This is a genomic window from Bradyrhizobium sp. NBAIM08 (assembly GCF_020193935.1).
In the GTDB taxonomy this organism is placed as follows: Bacteria; Pseudomonadota; Alphaproteobacteria; order Rhizobiales; family Xanthobacteraceae; genus Bradyrhizobium; species Bradyrhizobium yuanmingense.
The window spans coordinates 113,306-131,524 of sequence record NZ_JADYVR010000011.1; the positions used below are offsets into that span (position 1 = coordinate 113,306).

The 18,219-nt window shown below is 64.5% G+C and carries 18 protein-coding genes; 5 read left to right on the forward strand and 13 right to left on the reverse strand.

Annotated elements, in window-relative coordinates; all coding sequences use genetic code 11:
* Positions 1-5: 5 nt before the first annotated feature.
* From I6F37_RS30095 to I6F37_RS30145, 11 genes are all read right to left on the reverse strand, one after another.
* Positions 6-722 carry a GntR family transcriptional regulator gene (locus tag I6F37_RS30095; RefSeq protein WP_050991723.1) on the reverse strand — a complete coding sequence of 239 codons (717 nt, stop codon included), beginning with the start codon at positions 720-722 and terminating at the stop codon, positions 6-8.
* Positions 723-745: 23 nt separating this feature from the next.
* Positions 746-1,486 (reverse strand): SDR family oxidoreductase, encoded by a 741-nt coding sequence (locus I6F37_RS30100; RefSeq protein WP_225151590.1) that lies wholly within the window; start codon positions 1,484-1,486, stop codon positions 746-748.
* Positions 1,487-1,510: 24 nt separating this feature from the next.
* Entirely contained in the window at positions 1,511-2,281 is a 771-nt protein-coding gene (locus I6F37_RS30105) for an SDR family oxidoreductase (protein WP_225151588.1), read from the reverse strand.
* 16 nt (positions 2,282-2,297) lie between these two features.
* On the reverse strand, positions 2,298-2,678 hold the full coding sequence (locus I6F37_RS30110; protein ID WP_036011548.1) for a carboxymuconolactone decarboxylase family protein: 381 nt from the start codon (positions 2,676-2,678) through the stop codon (positions 2,298-2,300).
* A gap of 41 nt (positions 2,679-2,719) precedes the next feature.
* Positions 2,720-3,955, reverse strand: a complete 1,236-nt coding sequence (locus I6F37_RS30115) for an ABC transporter substrate-binding protein (RefSeq protein ID WP_036026677.1) — start codon at positions 3,953-3,955, stop codon at positions 2,720-2,722.
* A gap of 31 nt (positions 3,956-3,986) precedes the next feature.
* Positions 3,987-5,219, reverse strand: coding sequence for an ABC transporter substrate-binding protein (locus I6F37_RS30120; protein WP_128262831.1), 1,233 nt, complete (start codon positions 5,217-5,219; stop codon positions 3,987-3,989).
* 31 nt (positions 5,220-5,250) lie between these two features.
* A complete protein-coding gene (locus I6F37_RS30125) occupies positions 5,251-5,958 on the reverse strand; it encodes an ABC transporter ATP-binding protein (RefSeq protein ID WP_036011537.1) in 708 nt (235 codons plus the stop codon).
* Positions 5,945-7,717: an ATP-binding cassette domain-containing protein gene (locus tag I6F37_RS30130; RefSeq protein ID WP_225151677.1), complete on the reverse strand. Its 1,773-nt coding sequence runs from the start codon at positions 7,715-7,717 to the stop codon at positions 5,945-5,947. Before I6F37_RS30130 ends, I6F37_RS30125 begins: the two co-directional genes overlap by 14 nt.
* A 2-nt stretch (positions 7,718-7,719) precedes the next feature.
* Positions 7,720-8,655: a branched-chain amino acid ABC transporter permease gene (locus I6F37_RS30135; RefSeq protein ID WP_036035780.1), complete on the reverse strand. Its 936-nt coding sequence runs from the start codon at positions 8,653-8,655 to the stop codon at positions 7,720-7,722.
* A gap of 79 nt (positions 8,656-8,734) precedes the next feature.
* The gene (locus I6F37_RS30140) at positions 8,735-10,129 is read right to left on the reverse strand and encodes an MmgE/PrpD family protein (RefSeq protein WP_225153522.1); all 1,395 of its coding nucleotides are present in this window, start codon (positions 10,127-10,129) and stop codon (positions 8,735-8,737) included.
* 30 nt (positions 10,130-10,159) lie between these two features.
* Positions 10,160-11,053: an NAD(P)-dependent oxidoreductase gene (locus I6F37_RS30145; RefSeq protein ID WP_057026133.1), complete on the reverse strand. Its 894-nt coding sequence runs from the start codon at positions 11,051-11,053 to the stop codon at positions 10,160-10,162.
* 247 nt (positions 11,054-11,300) lie between these two features.
* Between I6F37_RS30145 and I6F37_RS30150 the strand changes: the two genes are divergently transcribed.
* The 3 genes from I6F37_RS30150 to I6F37_RS30160 are packed head-to-tail and all read left to right on the forward strand — an operon-like array spanning position 11,301 to position 13,889.
* The gene (locus I6F37_RS30150; RefSeq protein ID WP_225153524.1) at positions 11,301-12,653 is read left to right on the forward strand and encodes an MmgE/PrpD family protein; all 1,353 of its coding nucleotides are present in this window, start codon (positions 11,301-11,303) and stop codon (positions 12,651-12,653) included.
* Between the two features lie 28 nt (positions 12,654-12,681).
* Positions 12,682-13,071 (forward strand): carboxymuconolactone decarboxylase family protein, encoded by a 390-nt coding sequence (locus tag I6F37_RS30155; RefSeq protein WP_036011521.1) that lies wholly within the window; start codon positions 12,682-12,684, stop codon positions 13,069-13,071.
* A gap of 8 nt (positions 13,072-13,079) precedes the next feature.
* Positions 13,080-13,889, forward strand: coding sequence for an N-acyl homoserine lactonase family protein (locus I6F37_RS30160; protein ID WP_225153526.1), 810 nt, complete (start codon positions 13,080-13,082; stop codon positions 13,887-13,889).
* A gap of 87 nt (positions 13,890-13,976) precedes the next feature.
* On the opposite strand, the gene I6F37_RS30165 is transcribed toward I6F37_RS30160, so the two are convergent.
* Both I6F37_RS30165 and I6F37_RS30170 read right to left on the reverse strand, forming a co-directional pair.
* Positions 13,977-14,711: an SDR family NAD(P)-dependent oxidoreductase gene (locus I6F37_RS30165; protein WP_225153528.1), complete on the reverse strand. Its 735-nt coding sequence runs from the start codon at positions 14,709-14,711 to the stop codon at positions 13,977-13,979.
* Positions 14,712-14,721: 10 nt separating this feature from the next.
* A complete protein-coding gene (locus tag I6F37_RS30170; RefSeq protein ID WP_225153530.1) occupies positions 14,722-15,774 on the reverse strand; it encodes a LacI family DNA-binding transcriptional regulator in 1,053 nt (350 codons plus the stop codon).
* Between the two features lie 193 nt (positions 15,775-15,967).
* Here I6F37_RS30170 and I6F37_RS30175 point away from each other — a divergent pair, with 193 nt between their 5' ends.
* A complete protein-coding gene (locus tag I6F37_RS30175) occupies positions 15,968-17,266 on the forward strand; it encodes an ABC transporter substrate-binding protein (RefSeq protein ID WP_225153532.1) in 1,299 nt (432 codons plus the stop codon).
* A 61-nt stretch (positions 17,267-17,327) separates the two neighbouring features.
* Positions 17,328-18,215: a carbohydrate ABC transporter permease gene (locus tag I6F37_RS30180; RefSeq protein ID WP_225153534.1), complete on the forward strand. Its 888-nt coding sequence runs from the start codon at positions 17,328-17,330 to the stop codon at positions 18,213-18,215.
* Positions 18,216-18,219 lie beyond the last annotated feature (4 nt).

Consider the following 18,219-nt stretch of genomic DNA (forward strand, 5'->3'; position numbering starts at 1 on the left):
ATGTTTTAGTCGTCGGAAGGCGCCGCCTCCTTGGCTGCCGACGATTTTTCGATCATGTCGAGCGCGGCCACCGCCGCCGCATTGATGTGGTCGACGCAGCAGCGCTCGGCGAGGTCCGCATCGCCGTTCTGGATCGCGCGCCAGATCGCGGTAACCTCGCGCAAGCTCTTGTTGATCCGCTTCGGCTGCGACATCGAGGTGATCCGCAACAGCTGGATTCGGTCATGCAGCGGCTTGAGCATGCGCTCGATGAACGCGTTGCGGCAGCCACCGATCAGAGCGGCGTAAAAGTCGGTCTTGGCTTCCAGGCATCCGACGAGGTCCTGCTTGGCTGCGGCTGCCTTCAGCCGGGTCAGGGCTTCCCCGATCCGGCGAGCCACTTCCGGGTCGTGAAGCCTGGCGCATTCACGGCCGGCGAAGCCTTCGAGCACCGCGCGGGCGGCGTAGAGCTGCCGGGCCTCCTCCAGGCTGATCGTGGAGACCACGGGGCCGCGGTGAGGGACCGTATTGACCAGCCCGTCGGCCTCGAGGGCGCGTAGTGCTTCCCGGATCGAGGGGCGGCTGACGCCCATCATCTCGCAGAGCTCGCGCTCGACCAGGCGCTGGCCCGGTTTCAGCGTGCCGGACATGATCGCCTCGCGCAGCTTTTGCGCCACCATCGCTCGGACGGTCGGTACGTCATCGATGCGGAGTGTCGACTGCAATTCGCGGCGTCTTTCCATGTCCGGGCCTTGGTTGGAATGATTCAATACCGGTTTACAGGCAGAATCATCATTTCGGCAATTTGAACGTGGGCGGGCTGATCCAGGGCGAACACGATCGAGAGGGCGATGTCGGCCGGCTCGAGCGCCATCCTGAACTGGTCGAAATAGTCCCTTTCCTTCTGCTTGTCGCCGCGGTAGCGGGTCAGGATGATGTTGGTCCTGGTCAGGCCGGGCTGGAGCTCGGTGACCCGGATCGCGGTGTCCGCCAGCTCGCCCCGGAGGGTCTCGGTGAACATGTGCACGCCTGCCTTGCTGGTGCTGTAGGCCGCCATATCCGGGACTATACGGACGGCGTTGATGGAGCTGATGTTGACGATATGGCCGGCGTTGCGCTTGACCATGTCGGGGAGGATCGCGCGGGTGACGCGCATCAGGCCAATCAGGTTGGTCTGGATGATGTTGGACCAGTCGTCGGCGGAGCCGGCGTCGAAGCGTGTCCGGCCGCCGATGTCATGCCCGGCATTGTTGATGAGGATTTCGACCGGCTTGAAATGAGCAGGAATGGCCTCCGGCAGACTATCCACGTCCCGGGAATCGCTGACGTCGAGCTGAATCGGAAACACCTCGTCGCCGACGGTGGCCGCCAGCTGCTGAAGCGCCTCGGCGTCACGATCGACCAGCACGACGCGGCGGCCGCTGTCCAGCAGCGCCTTGGTGATGGCGCGTCCCATGCCGCCGGCAGCGCCGGTCAGGACGACGGTCTGGCCTGGTTGTTCGGTCATCTCAGCACTCCCATTCCAATGCTTTCATGCGATTGACCAGCCGCCGTCGATGGGCAGGCTGGCGCCGGTGATGTCATTTGCCGCGGTGCCGCAGAGAAAGATGACCATGGCGGCGACCGCATCCATTTCGACGAAGCGCTGCGTCGGCTGGCGCTCGCCAAGATATTCGCGGGTCACGTCATCGACGGGGCGTCCGCTATTCGCTGCCATCGTCGCGATCTTGTTCAGGATCGCCGGCGTCGGCAGCGTACCCGGGCAGAGCGCGTTGCAGGTGATTCCGCTGCGGGCGGTCTCGATGGCCACCGCGCGGGTCATGCCGAGGATTGCCGCTTTGGTCGTGACGTAGTCGATGCGATCTTCGACCGCGCGGCTCGAATAGATCGAGCCGATATTGATGATCCGGCCCCAGCCGCGCTGCTTCATCGCGGGCAGCGCAAGGCGGATCAGGTGGAACGGCGCCGACAGGTTAACAGCGAGCGCCTGGTCCCAGCGATCGGGTGGAAACTGCTCGATCGTCGAGAAATGCCTGACAACGGCGTTGTTGACAAGGATGTCGATGACTCCGCAGCGGTCGAGCAGGCCGACCATCATGCTCTCGATGTCGTCGCGCCCGGACAGATCGGCAGCGGCGGGGATGACCTCGATGCCGAAGCGGGCGCTGAGGTCGTCCGCGGGCTGCTTCGGCGCAACGAGGTCGTGCAGGACAATGTTGCAGCCCGCGCCGGCCAGGCCTTCCGCGATGGCGAGGCCAAGGCCTGCGGTCGCGCCGGTCACGAGTGCCCATTTGCCCTTCATCGCAGCCCGCGCGCCCTTATTTCTTGTCGAGCTCGGCGAAGACTTCCTTCGCGTTGCGGAACGCGTCCACGCCGGCAGGCACGCCGCAATAGATCGCGACCTGCATGAAGACCTCGCGGATCTCCTCTTTGGTCGCGCCATTGGCGAGGGCGCCGCGGACGTGGGTCTTCAGCTCGTGCGGACGGTTGAGCGCGCAGAGCATCGCCAGATTGAGGAAGCTGCGCGTCTTTCGCGTCAGCCCTTCGCGGCCCCAGACGTAACCCCAGCAGTACTCGGTGGTCAGATCCTGCATCGGGCGGTTGAACTCGTCGGCTGACGCGATCGCCTTGTCGACGAACTCGCTGCCGAGCACGCTCTTGCGGATTTCGAGGCCGCGGTCGTAGGTCGCCTTGTCCATTCTGTTCTCCGTTTCGCTTTCGAGCGGTATCAGGTCTCACCTTAGCTCTTGGGCCAGAACGGCTTCGCCAGCGCGAGCTCGGGCGGGAACACCGTCACCGGCACGCCGGATTGCCACTGCACGATGGTCATGCCGGCGCCGACGCGGCGGCCTTTCTGGTCGAACTTGATTTCGCCGAGCGGGTAATATTTCGAGGGACCCGCATCCATGGTGCGCAGCGCTTCGCCGACGGCGACGCGGTCGGCCTTGCCGGCCTTCTCCAGCGCGTCCTTGATCACCCACATGTCGCCATAGGTGGAGATCGCGTTCTGCGTCATCCACGGCTCCTTGTAGCGGGTCTTCAATTCGGCGATCAGGGCCTCATGGCCCTTGGCGCCCCAGCTCGCAACGCAGGTCAGGACGCCCTGCAGCAGTTCGGGGCTCACGGTCTGCAGCATGTCGGGTTCTGCGATGGCGATGCCGAATGAGATCGTCGGCACCTTGCCCTGGCCGAGGCCGAACTCGTTCATCTTCTCGAGCAGCAGTTTTGCGTCCGAGATCACAGTCGGCAGGAAGAAGAGCAGGTCGGGCTTGGCCGAGCGAATCTTCTGCACCAGCGATGTCGCATCCGCCAGCGGCGGGGTGAAGGTCTCGTCCACGATCAGCTGCAGCTGGTTTTCCGCCAGCAGGCCTTCGCGCATCGACTTCGCCGAGGCGATCGACGCGGCCGTGTTGTCGGTGAGGATCGCGACCGTCTTCGGCCGCTTGCCCGATGCCGTCTCGGCCAGCTTGATGATTTGCGGCAAGGCCTGACGGGCCTGTGAGGCTGCCGTGGCCGAGGTCTGGAACACGTATTTGAAGCCGCGATCCGTGATCAGATCGGAGTAGGAGAGGGTGAGGACGGGCAAGTTGGCGCGTTCCGTGACCTCGGTGACCGCGAGCGTGAAGGATGACAGGTAGGCGCCGCTTGCCGCGACCAGGTCGCTCTCCTGCGCCACCATACGCTGGGCGGCGTTCTTGGCCTTCTCAGTGGTGTCGCCGGAATCGAGCACCACGAGCTTCAGCTTGGCGCCGCCGAGCGCCTTGACTCCGCCTTGCGCGTTGATGTGCTCGACGGCCATCTCGGCGCCCTGACGCATCACCGTGCCGGGACGGGCGTAGATGCCGGAGATCGGCACCAAGAGGCCGACCTTCACCTCCGAAGGCTGCTGGGCCCAGGCGCGGGACGCGATCAGCGTGCCGGAGGCGCCCGCAAGCAGTGTTCGACGGGTGATCCTGATCTTGCTCGTTGTTCTCATGACAATCCTCCTCCCTGAAAAGCGTGCGATGCTATTTCTTCGGCCAGAACGGCTGCGCCTGCGCGAGCTCGGGCGGATAGACGGTGACTGGCACGCCCGATTGCCATTGCACGATGACGACGCCGGCGCCGACCCTGCGGCCCTTCTCGTCGAACTTGAGCTGTCCGCCGGGATAGTATTTCGACGGTCCGGCATCCATGGTGCGGAAGGCCTGCGCGACCGCATTGCGGTCGGCCTTACCGGCCTTTTCCAAGGCTTCCTTCATCAGCCACATGTCGCCATAGGTCGAGATGACGTTCTGCGTCATCCAGGGCTCCTTGTATTTCGCCTTGAGCTCGGCGATCAGCGCCTCGTGACCTTTCGAGCCCCAATTGGCGACGATGGTCATGATGCCCTGCACTGTCTCCGGGCTCACGCTCTGCAGCATGTCCGGTTCGGCGATGGTGATGCTGAAGGACACGGTCGGGATCTTGCCCTGGCCAAGGCCAAACTCGCTGATCTTCTCGAGCCCCAGCTTGGCGTCCGACACCGCGTTCGGCATGAACAGCAGCAGATCGGGCTTGGCCGAGCGGACTTTCTGGATCAGCGGCGTCGCATCCGACAGCGGCGGGGTCCAGACTTCCTCGACGACGAGCTGGAGGCCTTCCTGCGCGAACAGCTTCTCCTTCAGCGCCTTGGCCGTGGCAACCGAAGTCGCGGTGTTGTCCATCAGCATCGCGACCGTCTTCGGCTTCTTGCCCGAGGCGTTCTCCGCGAGCTTCATCAGAGTCGGCAATCCGAGCTCGGACTGGCGGCTCGCGGTCGCGGCGGTCTGGAAGATGTATTTGAAACCGCGGTCGGTCAGAAGGTCCGAATAGGACAGCGTCAGCACCGGCAGCTCGGCACGCTCGGTCACCTCGGTGACCGCCAGCGTGAAGGACGAGAGATAGGAGCCGGTGGCAGCGACGAGATCCGGCTCCTGCGCCACCATGCGTTGCGCCGCGTTCTTGGCCTTCTCGGTGGTGTCGCCGCAATCGATCACGACGAGCTTCAGCTTGGCGCCGCCGAGCGCCTTGATGCCGCCCTGCGCGTTGATGTGCTCGATACCCATCTCGGCGCCCATCTTCATCACCTGGCCGGGGCGGGTGTAGATGCCCGACAGCGGCACGATCAGCCCGACCTTGATCTCGGCCGGTGTCTGCGCGCGTGCCACGCCGGCAAGGCCCACGGCGGCGGCGCCGGACAGCACGGTCCGTCGCGAGAGTCCCTCCGATGTCTTGTTCATTTTGTTTACTCCCTTGTCTTTTTTATGGTTGTCACATGCCGAGATAGGCCTTGCGCACGCGGTCGTCGGCGCGCAGCGTGTCGTTGTTGCCTTCGAGCACGACATGGCCGGCTTCGAGGACGTAGCCGTGGTCCGCGGATTCCAGCGCTTCCGCCACGCGCTGCTCGACCAGCAGCATGGTCAGCCCGGACTGGCGGCGAATCTCGATCAGCCGATCGAAGATGAAGTCGGCGGTTGAGGGCGCAAGCCCCATCGAGGGTTCGTCCAACATCAAGAGTTTCGGCGAGGAGGCGAGGCCGCGGCCGATCGCGAGCATCTGCTGCTGGCCGCCTGACATCGTGCCCGCGAACTGGCTGCGACGCTCCTTCAGCACCGGCAGCCATTCGAAGATGCGCTCGATGTTGCTCTGCCAGTCGCGTCGACCGCTCTCCGTCATCGCACCCATCTCCAGATTCTCCATCACGGTCAGTGACGGGAAGACCTGGCGGCCCTCGGGCACGTGGGCGATGCCGAGATGGGCGCGCTGCGGCGGCGGCACTGCGAGGAGGTCGACGCCGTCGAAGGTGATGGCCCCGCCGCTCGGCTTGACGATGCCGGAGATGGTCTTGAACAGCGTGGTCTTGCCGGCGCCGTTGGGCCCGACGATGGCGACGAACTGGCCGGCGCCGACATTGATCGAGATGTCGTTCAGGACGGGTTTGGCGGAATAGCCCGCGCTCAATCCCTCAATTCGCAGCATGGCCCACCCATTTTTTGCCGAGATAGGCCTCGATCACACGGTTGTCGCGCGTCACCACTTCCGGCAGGCCTTCGGTGATGACGGCGCCGTGGTCGAGTACGACGAACCTGTCGACCAGCCGAACCATCGCCTGCATCGTGTGCTCGATGATCGCGATGGTCATACCGTCGCGCGCGAGCTGCTGGATCACGGCGACGACCTCGTCCGCCTCGCCGTGGCCGAGGCCCGCGAGGGTCTCGTCGAGCAGCAGGATGCGTGGTTGGCCGGCGATCGCGCGGGCAAGCTCCATCAGCCGCAGCTCCTTGGTCGAAAGCTCGCCGGCGACGCGGTCGGCGACGGCGGAGAGCCCGACACGGGCAACTGCATCGGCGGCAAGCTTGCGAGCTTCGTCGTCGGACCGCGCGCGCACATAGGCACCGACCACGACGTTGTCGAGGATCGACATGCGCAGGAATGGTCGCATCACCTGGAAGGTGCGGCCGATGCCGGCCTCGCAGATCACGTGCGGCCGTTGGCCGGACATGTTGCGGCCATCGATCAGCACCTCACCCTCGCTCGGCTTCAGGAAGCCGTTGAGGAGATTGAACAGCGTGGTCTTGCCGGCGCCGTTGGGGCCGATGATGCCGAGTATCTCGTTCTGGTGCAGCTTGAAGCTGACATCCTGCACCGCCTTGAGGCCGCCGAAGGACCGCGACAGGTTCTTGACTTCGAGCACGACTTCACCGGTGGCGGCCCGCTGTCGGGGGGCGGGCTTCAGCGTGGTGACGTTGGCAGCCGATGTTTCGGGCAGGTCGGAGGCAGGCGCCTTAGGCGCGATCTGTTTGCGCAGGAGATCGCGCAGCTTCCAGAACAGGCCTTCCGGTGCCAGCAGGATGACGCAGACGATGGCGAAGCCGAAGATCACGCCCTGGATGCCCGGGAAGCGTGCGCCGGCCTCGGCGTGCAGGATCTCGGCGAGCGGGATCAGGATGACCGAGCCGATCACCGGCCCCCAGACTGTGCCGACGCCGCCGAACATCGCGACCGTCAGCGCCTGGGCCGACACCAGCATGCCGAACACCGATTGCGGCGTCACGACCAACAACACCTGCGCGTAAAAGCCGCCGATCGCCGCGGCAATGGCCCCGCTCAGCGTGATCGCGCGCAGCTTCCAGGCGAGCGTATTGATCCCGGCCGCCTCGGCGGCGGCCTCGTTCTGCTTGATTGCGAGCAGTGCCATGCCGAAGCGGGAGCGCTCGATGAATTGCGTCAGCACGATGGTGGCAAGCATGATTGCGAGTCCCAGCAGCGTGTAGATGCGCGGATCGGCGAATTGCATGTAGGCGATCGGCGCGTCGCGCTTGATCGGAAGGGTCACCTCCTGGAAGCCGAGCCACTCGAACACGTAGAGGATGGCAAGCGGGTAGGCGAGCATCGCCAGGGCGAAATAGTGGCCCTGGAGGCGGAAGGTGGGAAATCCGATCAGCAGCCCGGCGATGCCGCCGAGCACGGCGGCGATGGGGATCAGCAGCCAGGGCGATATGTCGAAATAGATCTGGCCAAGCGCGGTGGCATAGGCGCCAATGCCGAAGAAGGCGGCATGGCCGAACGAGATCAGTCCGGTGTAGCCGCTGAGCAGGTTCCAGGACAGGCCGAACACCGCCCACACCGGCACCAGCGTCAGGATCAGCTGGTAGTAGGAATTGGTGACGCCGAGCGACAGCGCGGCATAGGCGATGGTGAAGAGCAGGGGAGGAAGAAAGGAGCGCATCCGGAGCATGATCACGTCCTCTCCACCATCCGCCCGAAGAAGCCTTGCGGTCGAAAGAAGATGATGAGGAGGAAGACGGCGAAGATCGCGGCGTTCTGCAGCTGCGTCGGCAGGATCAGCGTCGACATCTGCTGCACGAGCCCGATCGTCATGCCGCCCCAGAACGCGCCGATGATGCTGCCCATGCCGCCGAGCACGACGCCCGCATACATGACGATGACGTATTCGAGGCCGACGAACGGGTGGAACGGATAGTTCGTAGCGAGGAGGCCGCCGGCGATCGCCGTGATGCCGCAGCCGAGCGCGAAGGCGGTTCGGTGCGCGCGGTCGACGTCGATGCCCATATAGGTCGCGGCGGTCGGATTATCCGCGGCGGCGCGAAGCGATTTGCCGATCCGCGTGCGCGTGATCAGCAGCGACAGCAGGATCATCATGACCAGCGAAACGATCATGTCGATGCTGCGGGCCTTGTTGAGAAAGATGCTCATGTCGAAGAAGGGGCCGAGCTCCCAGGCCGAGCTCGACAGCGGCGTGCGGATCGAGGCCAGCACCGAGCCGAACACGATGAGGCCGCCGTTCTGCAGGATCAGCGCGATGCCGAGCGTGAGGATCAGCTGGGCGTAGTGTCCCTCGCCTTCGAGCGAGGCGGTGCGCGTCCCCGAGACGTGCGAGATCAGTGCCCGGTGGACGAAGTAGCCGAATACGGCAAGCACGGGGCCGGCCAGCAGGATGGAGACGAACGGTCCGACGGCATTGCCGAAGAACGACTGAACGCCGGCGGCGGTGAACAGATAGAAGGCAGTGTACATGCCGAGCATCATGAAATCGCCATGGGCGAAGTTGATGACGCGCATGACGCCGAAGATCAGGCCGAGCCCGACGCACATCAGGCCGTAGACGGCGCCGATCAGAAGGCCCGCGGCGAGCGCTTGCAGAAATCCTTCCATCAGCTTCGCCTCCGCGCGGCTGACGAACCTAAGCGGGTCTCGAAGTCGACCATGTTTCCCCCGTACTCTCCGGCACTTCTTATGATGCCGATCGTAAAACCCGTTCCGCCGTGTCCAGGCGGCATAGTGCTGCGATATCGCCGGCGTTGCCGAGCCGTTCGCAGCTCTCGATGAGTTGCTCCAACCGGCACGCGCGGTCCTCACCGAGGACTCCCTGAGCGGCCGTGCGAAAGCGCGTGCGAATATCTGAAGGCGTTGCGGCGATGACGTCGGGTAGCGCGTGCCGGATCGTCCGACCGCTCTGCAGATGCACGGTCACATCCGCGCCCTGCTTGTCGGGGAAAGCGGTGGTGAAGCCGACATCCGGCTCAAGCTTCGTGATCGCAACCAGGCGGATGATATCGACATCATCGAGTTCGGCGTAGTTGCCTTCCTCGATCTCGCCCCTCACGAGCGTGGCCGCGACGCTGAAGGGAATGCTCATCTTGGCCTGGAGCGCGTTCCGATACGGGCCGGTGGAGGCGCACCCAGGATAGCGCACGGCGGCATCGGGAGCGCGAATGACGACGCGGTCGATCTCCTCGGTGCCGGCGAGTTCGTGCGAGACGCGAAGGGCCGCTTGCGCGGCGGTCTGCGCGAAATTGCAGGCCGGGACCGGCTTGTTGTAGACCGCCATGATCTCGCATTCGCCACTCGGGAACAGCGCGATGCTGTCGGGCGCGGCCTGGCGACGATAGGCGGCGAACAGGCCCGCTTCGCCTTCGAGGATCGTTTCGGAGCCGAAAGCGCCGGCTGCGGCGAGGCCGATTGCCTTGATCGCATTGCTGGCGGCGAAGCCCGGATGAAAATACATGTCGGAGCCGCCTGCATGCGGCCACTCGTTGAGACCGCTGGACGTGTTGGCCGCAATCGCGATGGCGCTGGTCGCTGCGTCTTCGGACAGGTTGAGCGCGAAACTTCCGGCGAGCGCCGCGCCCAGCGGGGCCACGAGGCCGGTCGGACGATAGAGCCGCGCGAGGTCGGAGGTCAGGAGCGCGCGGCCGATCCGCGCGCCGGTCTCATATCCGATGATGGCGGCTGCGAGCAGCCTTGAGCCGTGCAGTTGCGACTGTTCGGACAGCGCGAGCAATGTCGGCCAGATCACCACGCCGTGGTGCGCAATGCTGGCGGCATGCATGTCTTCCCGCACGAGTCCGTGCCCCATCACGGCATTGGCGAAGGCGGCATCGGCCGGCGAGGAGAGCCGCGACATTCCGACGATGGTTGCGCTGCCGCCACCTTGTGCGATCGCGATTGCCTGACGACTCCAGGGATGATGGCCCGCCTCGAAGGCGCAGGACAGGAAGTCGAGCAGGCAGAGCTTGGCCTTGGCGACCACTTCAGGTCCGAAATCTCCGAGATCAACGGCAAGTGCGCTCCGCGCCATCTGGCGCGCGAGCGATATCTTGCCTGATCCGGTCGGGCCGTTCGTCATCGCAAGTGTTTCTCCCAAAGGCTCCTGCGCTCAGCCGCGCATCTCGACTCCGGCCCACTCCTCGAGCACCTTGGCGATCGAGGTGAAATCGGATGACGGGCCGTATTTGGCGTTGGTGATCGCCAGCATCTGCCGTACCACTGCGCCGCAGACCATCGGCACGCCCATGGCCTCGGCCTCGTCCACGCAGAGACGGACGTCCTTGTAGGAAAGGCCGGTGGTGAATCCGAAGTCGAACGTGCCCGGCAGCACCGAACGGGGAAATTTGTCTTCGGAGGCGCTGTTGCGGCCGCTGCTGGCGTTGATGATATCGATCAGCACCTTGGCGTTGACGCCGCCCTTGACGCCCATGGCGACCGCTTCCGACGTGATCACCAGCGCCGCCGCCGCCATCAGATTGTTGGCGAGCTTGGCGGTCTGCGCCACGCCGGGCTTGTCGCCGGTGTAGAACAGCTTGCCGAAATTCTTCAGGATCGGCTGCACGATGTCGTAAGTCGCTTGCGGGCACGATACCATAACGGCGAGCGTGCCGTTCACGGCGCCCTTGATGCCGCCGCTGACGGGCGCATCGACCAGCGTCATGCCTTTGGCTTTCAGCCCTTCCGCAACGAGCTTCGCCGCGCCGGGACCAGAGGTCGAGAGATCAACGACGATCTTGGCGCGGTTGCCGCTGCTGATGCCGTCCTCGCCGAGAGTGACGGCCTTGACGATGTCGGGCGTCGGCAGACTGGCGAGCACGATGTCGGCGCGCGAGGCGACGTCGGCCGGCGACTTGCCGACCAAGGCGCCGCGCTTGACCAGCGGCTGCGTCGCGTCGGTCTGCGTGTCGTAGACGACGAGCGAATAGCCCGCGTCCATCAACCGCCCCGCCATGGGGCCGCCCATGCGGCCCGTTCCGATCACACCGAGCGTCTCTCCCGCCATCGTTCACTCCCTGTCGCGCGATCCCACGCGGGGCGCGCCGTCTTGATCTTGTCGTTGTCAGTTCGCCGGCCGGCCCTGACGACCGCCGTCGTTGCGGCGGCGGGTTCCCGTGCCAGCGTGCCGGATTGTTATGATTGTCAGACAAGCTGTCAAGCATAACATTTGGGGTCGACAGTTTGCCGCGGATCGGCATAAGGTCCGAAAAACGAGGAAGACGCCCCGCGTGCCGCAAGACCCAATTCCCAGCGTGAGCAGAACGCTCGCCGATTTCGTCGCGGCGACATCGTGGGCGGACGTGGAGGCGCAGAGCGGCGAGGCGCGACGCTCGATACTGAATTTCTTCGCCACGGCACTCGGCTCCGCACGCGATCCGGTGGTGATGGCGGCGATGCGAACCCTGTCGCCGTTCAGCGGCGCCGCGATCGCGACGGTCATCGGTCATTCGCAGCCGATGGACGCGATGTGCGCATCGTTTCTCAACGCCATCTCGGCCAATCTGCTCGATTTCGATGACACCCATCCCGAGACGATCATTCATCCGGCGGCACCGGTCGCAGCTCCAGTCCTCGCACTCGCGGAGACGCATAAATTGTCTGGACGCGAATTGTTGACGGCGTTCATCCTCGGTGTGGACGTCGAATGCCGCATCGGCGCCGCCGTTTCGCCGCGCCATTATGCGCGCGGCTGGCACATCACTTCGACCTGCGGGATCTTTGGCGCCGCGGCGGCTTGCGCCAAACTATTGGGTCTGCCCGCGGAGGGCACTGCGAATGCCATCGGGCTCGCGGCGAGCCAGTCGGCAGGCAATGTCGAGAACCTGCCCAGTGCCGCGAAGAATGTCAGCGTCGGTAACGCGGCGCGCAACGGTTTGTTTGCGGCGCTGCTTGCAGAGCAGGGTTATGAGGCAGCCCCCCACGCCATTGAAGGCCCGCTCGGTTGGGCACGCACCATGGGTGACGAGCCGGATATTGCCCGCTTGCTTGATGGTCTCGGCAAGACCTTTGAGATCGCCAAGAACACCTACAAGCCCTATCCCGCCGGCATCGTTTTTCATGCGGTCATTGATGCCTGCCTTCAGTTGCAGGAGCGGATCGGTCGGCGATTCGACCAGATTGATACCGTGACCGTTCAAGGCTCGACGCTGCTGCTTGCGCGCGGCGACCGCCCCGTCAACAACGAGCGCGATGCGCGCGTCAGCATCCATCATTGCGTGGCGTGCGGATTGCTGCTCGGCAGAGCCGGCGTCGCCGAGTTTGCACGCGAGACGGTCGTCCGGCCCGATATTGTGCAGCTGCGGCAGAAGGTGAGGGCGGAGTGGGATGACGGGATGCCGGATGGTGCGGCACGCGTGACCGTGCGCCTGTCGTCCGGCGAGGTTTTCACCGAGACCGTCATCTCGCCGCGCGGCAGCCGGGCAGCGCCGCTTGAAGATCGCGATCTCGAGGCCAAGCTGCGCGAAAGCGTGCGAACGGGCCAGAGCAATTGGGACGCGGACGGTGTCATCGACGCCGTCTGGCGTCTCGATGCGGTGGCTGACGTCGCCGAACTGCTGCGATCGTTGCGGCCGCCCTCGGCGATGCGCCGAACAACTTCCATCTAGACTCTCGCAAGACGTGAAAGGGACGATCATGACCAAGACCGAACTGTTCGAAAAGGGCCTCAAAGTCCGCAAGGAGGTGCTCGGCGAGGACTACGTCAACAAATCGATCGCCGGTGCCGACGAGTTCACGCGCACGATGGCGGAATGGTCCACCGAATTCTGCTGGGGCGCGCTGTGGACGCGGCCCGGCGTCGACCGTCGCACGCGCTCGATCGTCAATTTGGCGATGCTCGGCGCACTGAACCGGCCGCACGAGCTGAAGCTGCACGTGAAGGGCGCGTTGAAGAACGGGCTGACCAAGGAGGAGATCAAGGAGATCCTGCTCCAGGTCGCCGTCTATTGCGGCGTGCCCGCCGGCATCGACGCTTTCCGCAACGCACGCGAGGCCTTCAACGAGGTCGACGCGGCCGGCTCCTGAGCAAATCCATGGCTGACCCGATCTACGAACTCTTCGCCATCCGCTACGCAACGCGGGATGCGCAGCGGAGCGACCACTTCATCGGCGGCGATCCGCATGACGGGCCGATGCCGATGGACTATTTCATGTGGCTGGCGCGGGGAGGTGGGCGCACCTTCGTCATCGATACCGGGTTCAACGCCGAAATTGCGGAGCAGCGCAGGCGGACATTCCTGCGCTGCCCGGTGGAGGCTCTTGGGGCGTTCGATATCGAGCCGGCCGAAATCGAGGACGTGATCCTCACGCATCTGCACTACGACCATGCCGGCAATTTCGACCGCTTTCCGAACGCACGATTTCATCTCCAGGAGCGCGAGCTTGCCTACGCCACCGGCCGCTACATGCAATATCCGAGGTTGTCGCATTCTTTCGAGGTCGAGGACGTCTGCGGCATCGTGCGGCTGAACTATGCGCGCCGAGTCCTGTTCTACGATGGCGATGCTGAGATCGCTCCCGGGCTGACGGTCCATGCGGCGGGCGGACATTCCGCCGGGCTTCAATTCGTCCGGGTCAACACGCGCCGCGGTCCGGTCGTGCTCGCTTCCGACGTCAGTCATTTCTACGAAAACCTGACCAGCGAGCGCCCCTTTACGACGGCGTTTCATGTCGGCGACATGCTGGTGGGGTTCGACAAACTGCGCGCCGCAGCGGCGGATGCGGACCACATCGTTCCAGGTCACGATCCGCTCGTCATGATGCATTATCCAGCGCCGACCCCGGATCTGGACGGGATCGCGGTCCGCTTGGATGTGGCGCCGTCCGGGCCTGCTCACTCCTAGGGCGGCGAGAGGACCACGCACCGCATCCTTGTCGAGCTTCCGCATCTTCAACTCTGGCACGATCTGCGGCCGATCGGAGACGGCTGACTATCCTGCCAGAAAGCCGCCATCGATGGCGACGACGGTGCCGGTCGCGTATTGCGAGGCCGGCATGCAGAGGAACGCAACCGCGCCCGCGACATCCTCGGGCTGGCCCCAGCGCTTGAACGCGGTGCGGTCGGCGATTCGCCGGTAATGCGCGAGGTCGGTGCGGCCCGCGGCGTTGATCGCCGTTTCGATGTAGCCGGGCGCAACCGCATTGACGCGAATGCCTTCCTCGGCCCATTTCAAGGCCAGCGCCTTGGTCAGCATCACGACGCCGCCCTTGCTGGCGCAATAGGCGGGGATGCGCGGCAGCGCGAGCGTCGCGTTCATCGAGGCGATGTTGACGATCGATCCCTTGGTCTTCGCGAGCAGCGGACGGAATGCCATGCAGGTCCGGAACGTGCCGGTGAGATTGACGTCGATAACCTTCATGAAGGTTTCGATCTCGAATTCCTTGTCGCGCGCCAAGATGCCGGCGCAATTGACCAGTGCGTCGACGCGCTTGTGTCTTCCGGCGAAAGACCTGACGGCCGCATCATCGGTTACATCCATCGTCGCCAGCGTGAGGCCGGCGCGCGGCTTGAGCAGCGTGCGGGCGAGGTCGGACTCGTTGGCGCCGGTCGCCGTAACAGTCGCGCCGAGATCGCAGAACTGGTTGCTGATCGCCGCGCCAATGTCGCCGGCGCCGCCAATGACGACGGCATGGAATCCGGGGGCGAGCGAAAAATTCGAAGTCATCGGCAAGGCCTCACTTCAGGGATTTCGGCGGTGGGGCCGTCGATTCGCGGACCACGAGCGAGAAATCGATCTCGCGGTGCATGATGGTCTGCTCGCCGGCAAGGCTGCGCACCAGATATTCGCCGGCGCGTTGCCAGGTTTCTCCAGTTGGAACGTGGATCGTGGTGAGGCTCGGTCGCAAATGCCGGCTCCAGTCGAGATCGTCGAAGCCGACCACCGACAGATCGCGCGGCACGGAGAAGCCGTCGCGCTCCGCCTCGAGCAGAACGCCATAGGCGATGACGTCGTTGCCGCACACCACAGCCGTCGGGCGGTCCTTGAGGTTGAGGAGATAGCGGGCCGCCTCGCGCGCGTCGTCAAGCGTGTAGGGAACCTCGACATGCCATTGCGGAGAGAGCTCGATCCCGTTCTCCGCGAGCGCACGGCGAAAGCCGGCGACGCGCGCACTGGCCCGGTCGTTGTTGCGCTGGAGCGCCGAGACGATCCCGATGCGGCGGTGACCGAGCTCGATGACATGCGCGGCCGCGCGATGAGCGGCTGCTTCGTTGTCGGTCCCGACGCAGGGGTAGGGCTTGTCGGGCTGGTAGATACCGACGTTGATGAACGGCACGGCATTGTCCGCGAGCAGTTTGCGCAAGCCGTCATGATGGCAGTCGCCGCGCAGCACCAGGCCGTCGACACCACGGCTGATCAGGTTGCGCGCCTGCTGCAATTCGACGTCGAGATCGTAACCGCTCGTGGTGAGGAACAGCATGTAGCCGACCGACGACAGATATTGCTGCAGCGAGGCGATGCCGCGCGCGAACATCGTGTTGTCGATGGTCGGCACGATTGCCCCGAGCGTGCGCGAGCGCCGCGACGACAGAATGCGCGCCGGCGCATGCGGGATATAGCCGAGGGCGTCGATGGCCTGCTCGATGCGTGCGCGTAAGGACGGGCTGACCGCATCGGGGTTGTTGAGGGCGCGCGAGACTGAGGCGGTCGAAACGCCGGCGCGGGCCGCCACGGCGCGGATGCCCTGTTTCACAGACTTGTTCATCGACTTGGCTTGGGTCAGTCTCATGATGTAACGTTACATTATGCGGCGCGAGCCATCCGGTGGCGACATTTTCAGAAATCTGCCGGAGATTTTGCTGCTTGTCCATCGCTTGACACGGCGGGCGGGGCGTCTATTTTGTAACCGTTTTCAAATGTCGATCAAACCGTGTTCAAAAGGGGTTCGCCAGATTAAGGCGGCCAGCCGGGAGGAGAATTCGATGAAGGCCAGGATGCTTGCGACGCATGTCGCGCTGCCCGTTCTCGTAGTAGCCGCCAGCGGGCAGGCCCACGCCGCCGATTTCGACTGGATGAAGTTCAAGGGCAAGACTGTCACCTTTCTCGCCAACAACAACCCGGTCGCGCAGGCGCTGCTGACCTACAAGGCCGATTTCGAGAAGCTGACCGGCATAACCCTGAAGGTCGATGGCTATCAGGAACAGCAGATGCGCCAGCGTCTGGTCACTGTGATGAATGCGAACAGCGACGAGGTCGACGTGTTCATGACGCTGCCCTCGCGCGAGGGGGAGCAGTTCGCGGCCGCCGGCTGGTACGGCGATCTCACCGCGATGGCCAAGAACGACGTCGCCAAGGACTACGATCCGAACGGGTTGAGCCAGGCCCTGCTGAAGGCCGCGACGTTCAACGGCAAGCTCACCAGCATGCCGATGAACCTCGAGGGCCCGATCTTCTATTACCGCACCGACATCTTCAAGAAGTGCGGGCTCGAAGCGCCGAAGACCATCAAGGACGTCGAGGCAGCCGCCGAGAAGATCAAGGCCTGCGACAGCACGGTGACGCCGTTCGTCTCGCGCGGCCTCAAGCCCGCCGTCGCCTACACCTTCAGCAACATGCTGCACAATATCGGCGGCACGTATATCGCCGGCGGCAAGTCGAACCTCTGCTCGGCCAAGGGCAAGGAGGCGCTCGACACCTATAGCCGGCTGCTGCGCGATTTCGGCCCGCCCGGCGTGGTCAATTACAGCTTCCAGCAGATTTCGGCGCTGTACCGCAGCGGACGCGCCGCGATGGCATTCGAATCCTCGAACGAGCTACGCACGGTGATGGAAGGCGGGGCGCGGCTGAAGGACACCGGCCTGATGCCGTTCCCGGCGGGTGAGGCCGGCCAGGTACCGACGACGATCGGCTGGGGCATGGCGGTGTCCTCGCACAGCAAGCAGCCGGACGCGGCCTGGTATTTCGTGCAATGGGCGACCAGCCCCGAGGTGCAGAAGAAAATGGCGCTTCAGGGCATTGCCCCGCCACGCCCGTCGGTCGCGAAGGACCCGGAGTATCGCAAGTGGATCGACGAGGAGCCGGTCCGCAAGGAATGGCAGGCTGCGCTCGACGTGCTCGCCACCAAGGGCTCCTCCGAGGTCGGCTATCCCATCGTCGCCAATCCGCAATCGCGCGAATTCATCGGTCAGGCCGTGCAGGATCTGATCCTGAAGCAAAAGCCGATCGACCAGGCCTGCGCCGATGCCGACAAGGCGCTGGACGCGCTGATTGCGCTGAACTGACCGCCTGGTGCCGGCTGGCTCGTTGCCTGCCGGCACCTCACTCAATCAAGGACAGGATCGCATGTCTGACACGGCTGCGCCACTCACGCAGGACCGGCAGAAGCTGGAGATGGCGGCGCTCTCGGCTCCGGCCGTGCTCTTCACGGTCGCGATGATCGCGTTTCCGGTCGTCTATACGATCTGGCTCGGCTTCCAGACCTTTTCTTCCACCGGCAAGCAGTCCTTCGCGGGTCTCGCCAATTATTCCAAGCTCATCTCCGACGTCGAGTTCTGGCACGGGCTGTGGATCACCATCGCGCTGTTCGCGCTGTCGCTGGTGCTGCAGCTCGTATTCGGCGTCTGGCTGGCGCTGGTGCTGTTCCACGCCAGGCGGCTGCCGGGCATCGTCCGCTCGCTGTTCATCTCGCCTTTCATGATGCCGCCAGTGGTCGCCGGCATGATGTGGCTCGTGATCCTCGATCCGTCGCTGGGCGCCGCCAACTACATCCTGCAATCGTTCGGCCTGCCGCCGTCGGACTGGCTGGCTTCGCCGACTTGGGTCATTCCGACCGTGGCGCTGATCGACAGCTGGCAGTGGACCCCCTATGTCGCGTTGATCGTGCTGGGCGGTCTGCAATCGCTGCCGCCGAGCGTCTACGAGGCTGCGCAGATCGACGGCGCGTCTCCGCTCAAGACGTTCCAGCGCATCACGCTGCCTTTGTTGCTGCCGACCATCGTTACCGCGGCGATCCTGCGCAGCGTCGATCTCCTGCGCTTCTTCGACATCATCTACATCACCACCCAAGGCGGCCCGGGCAACGCCTCGAATACGCTCAACATCTACGGCTTCCGCGTCGGATTCGAGTTCTTCAACATTGGCTATGCCAGCGCGCTGATGCTGACGCTGACGGCGGTCGTGTTCGGGGCCGTGCTCGCCTTCAACCGCCTGCGCGGTGCAGTCGCCTGGTGACGCC

What these genes read in the sequence shown, in the direction of transcription:
- I6F37_RS30135 (WP_036035780.1), bottom strand. Translation starts at nt 8,655, where the DNA reads ATGGAAGGATTTCTGCAAGCGCTCGCCGCGGGCCTTCTGATCGGCGCC.
- I6F37_RS30120 (WP_128262831.1), bottom strand. Translation starts at nt 5,219, where the DNA reads ATGAACAAGACATCGGAGGGACTCTCGCGACGGACCGTGCTGTCCGGC.
- I6F37_RS30095 (WP_050991723.1), bottom strand. Translation starts at nt 722, where the DNA reads ATGGAAAGACGCCGCGAATTGCAGTCGACACTCCGCATCGATGACGTA.
- I6F37_RS30180 (WP_225153534.1), top strand. Translation starts at nt 17,328, where the DNA reads ATGTCTGACACGGCTGCGCCACTCACGCAGGACCGGCAGAAGCTGGAG.
- I6F37_RS30125 (WP_036011537.1), bottom strand. Translation starts at nt 5,958, where the DNA reads ATGCTGCGAATTGAGGGATTGAGCGCGGGCTATTCCGCCAAACCCGTC.
- I6F37_RS30170 (WP_225153530.1), bottom strand. Translation starts at nt 15,774, where the DNA reads ATGAGACTGACCCAAGCCAAGTCGATGAACAAGTCTGTGAAACAGGGC.
- I6F37_RS30160 (WP_225153526.1), top strand. Translation starts at nt 13,080, where the DNA reads ATGGCTGACCCGATCTACGAACTCTTCGCCATCCGCTACGCAACGCGG.
- I6F37_RS30105 (WP_225151588.1), bottom strand. Translation starts at nt 2,281, where the DNA reads ATGAAGGGCAAATGGGCACTCGTGACCGGCGCGACCGCAGGCCTTGGC.
- I6F37_RS30175 (WP_225153532.1), top strand. Translation starts at nt 15,968, where the DNA reads ATGAAGGCCAGGATGCTTGCGACGCATGTCGCGCTGCCCGTTCTCGTA.
- I6F37_RS30145 (WP_057026133.1), bottom strand. Translation starts at nt 11,053, where the DNA reads ATGGCGGGAGAGACGCTCGGTGTGATCGGAACGGGCCGCATGGGCGGC.
- I6F37_RS30110 (WP_036011548.1), bottom strand. Translation starts at nt 2,678, where the DNA reads ATGGACAAGGCGACCTACGACCGCGGCCTCGAAATCCGCAAGAGCGTG.
- I6F37_RS30140 (WP_225153522.1), bottom strand. Translation starts at nt 10,129, where the DNA reads ATGACGAACGGCCCGACCGGATCAGGCAAGATATCGCTCGCGCGCCAG.
- I6F37_RS30155 (WP_036011521.1), top strand. Translation starts at nt 12,682, where the DNA reads ATGACCAAGACCGAACTGTTCGAAAAGGGCCTCAAAGTCCGCAAGGAG.
- I6F37_RS30165 (WP_225153528.1), bottom strand. Translation starts at nt 14,711, where the DNA reads ATGACTTCGAATTTTTCGCTCGCCCCCGGATTCCATGCCGTCGTCATT.
- I6F37_RS30100 (WP_225151590.1), bottom strand. Translation starts at nt 1,486, where the DNA reads ATGACCGAACAACCAGGCCAGACCGTCGTCCTGACCGGCGCTGCCGGC.
- I6F37_RS30115 (WP_036026677.1), bottom strand. Translation starts at nt 3,955, where the DNA reads ATGAGAACAACGAGCAAGATCAGGATCACCCGTCGAACACTGCTTGCG.
- I6F37_RS30130 (WP_225151677.1), bottom strand. Translation starts at nt 7,717, where the DNA reads ATGCTCCGGATGCGCTCCTTTCTTCCTCCCCTGCTCTTCACCATCGCC.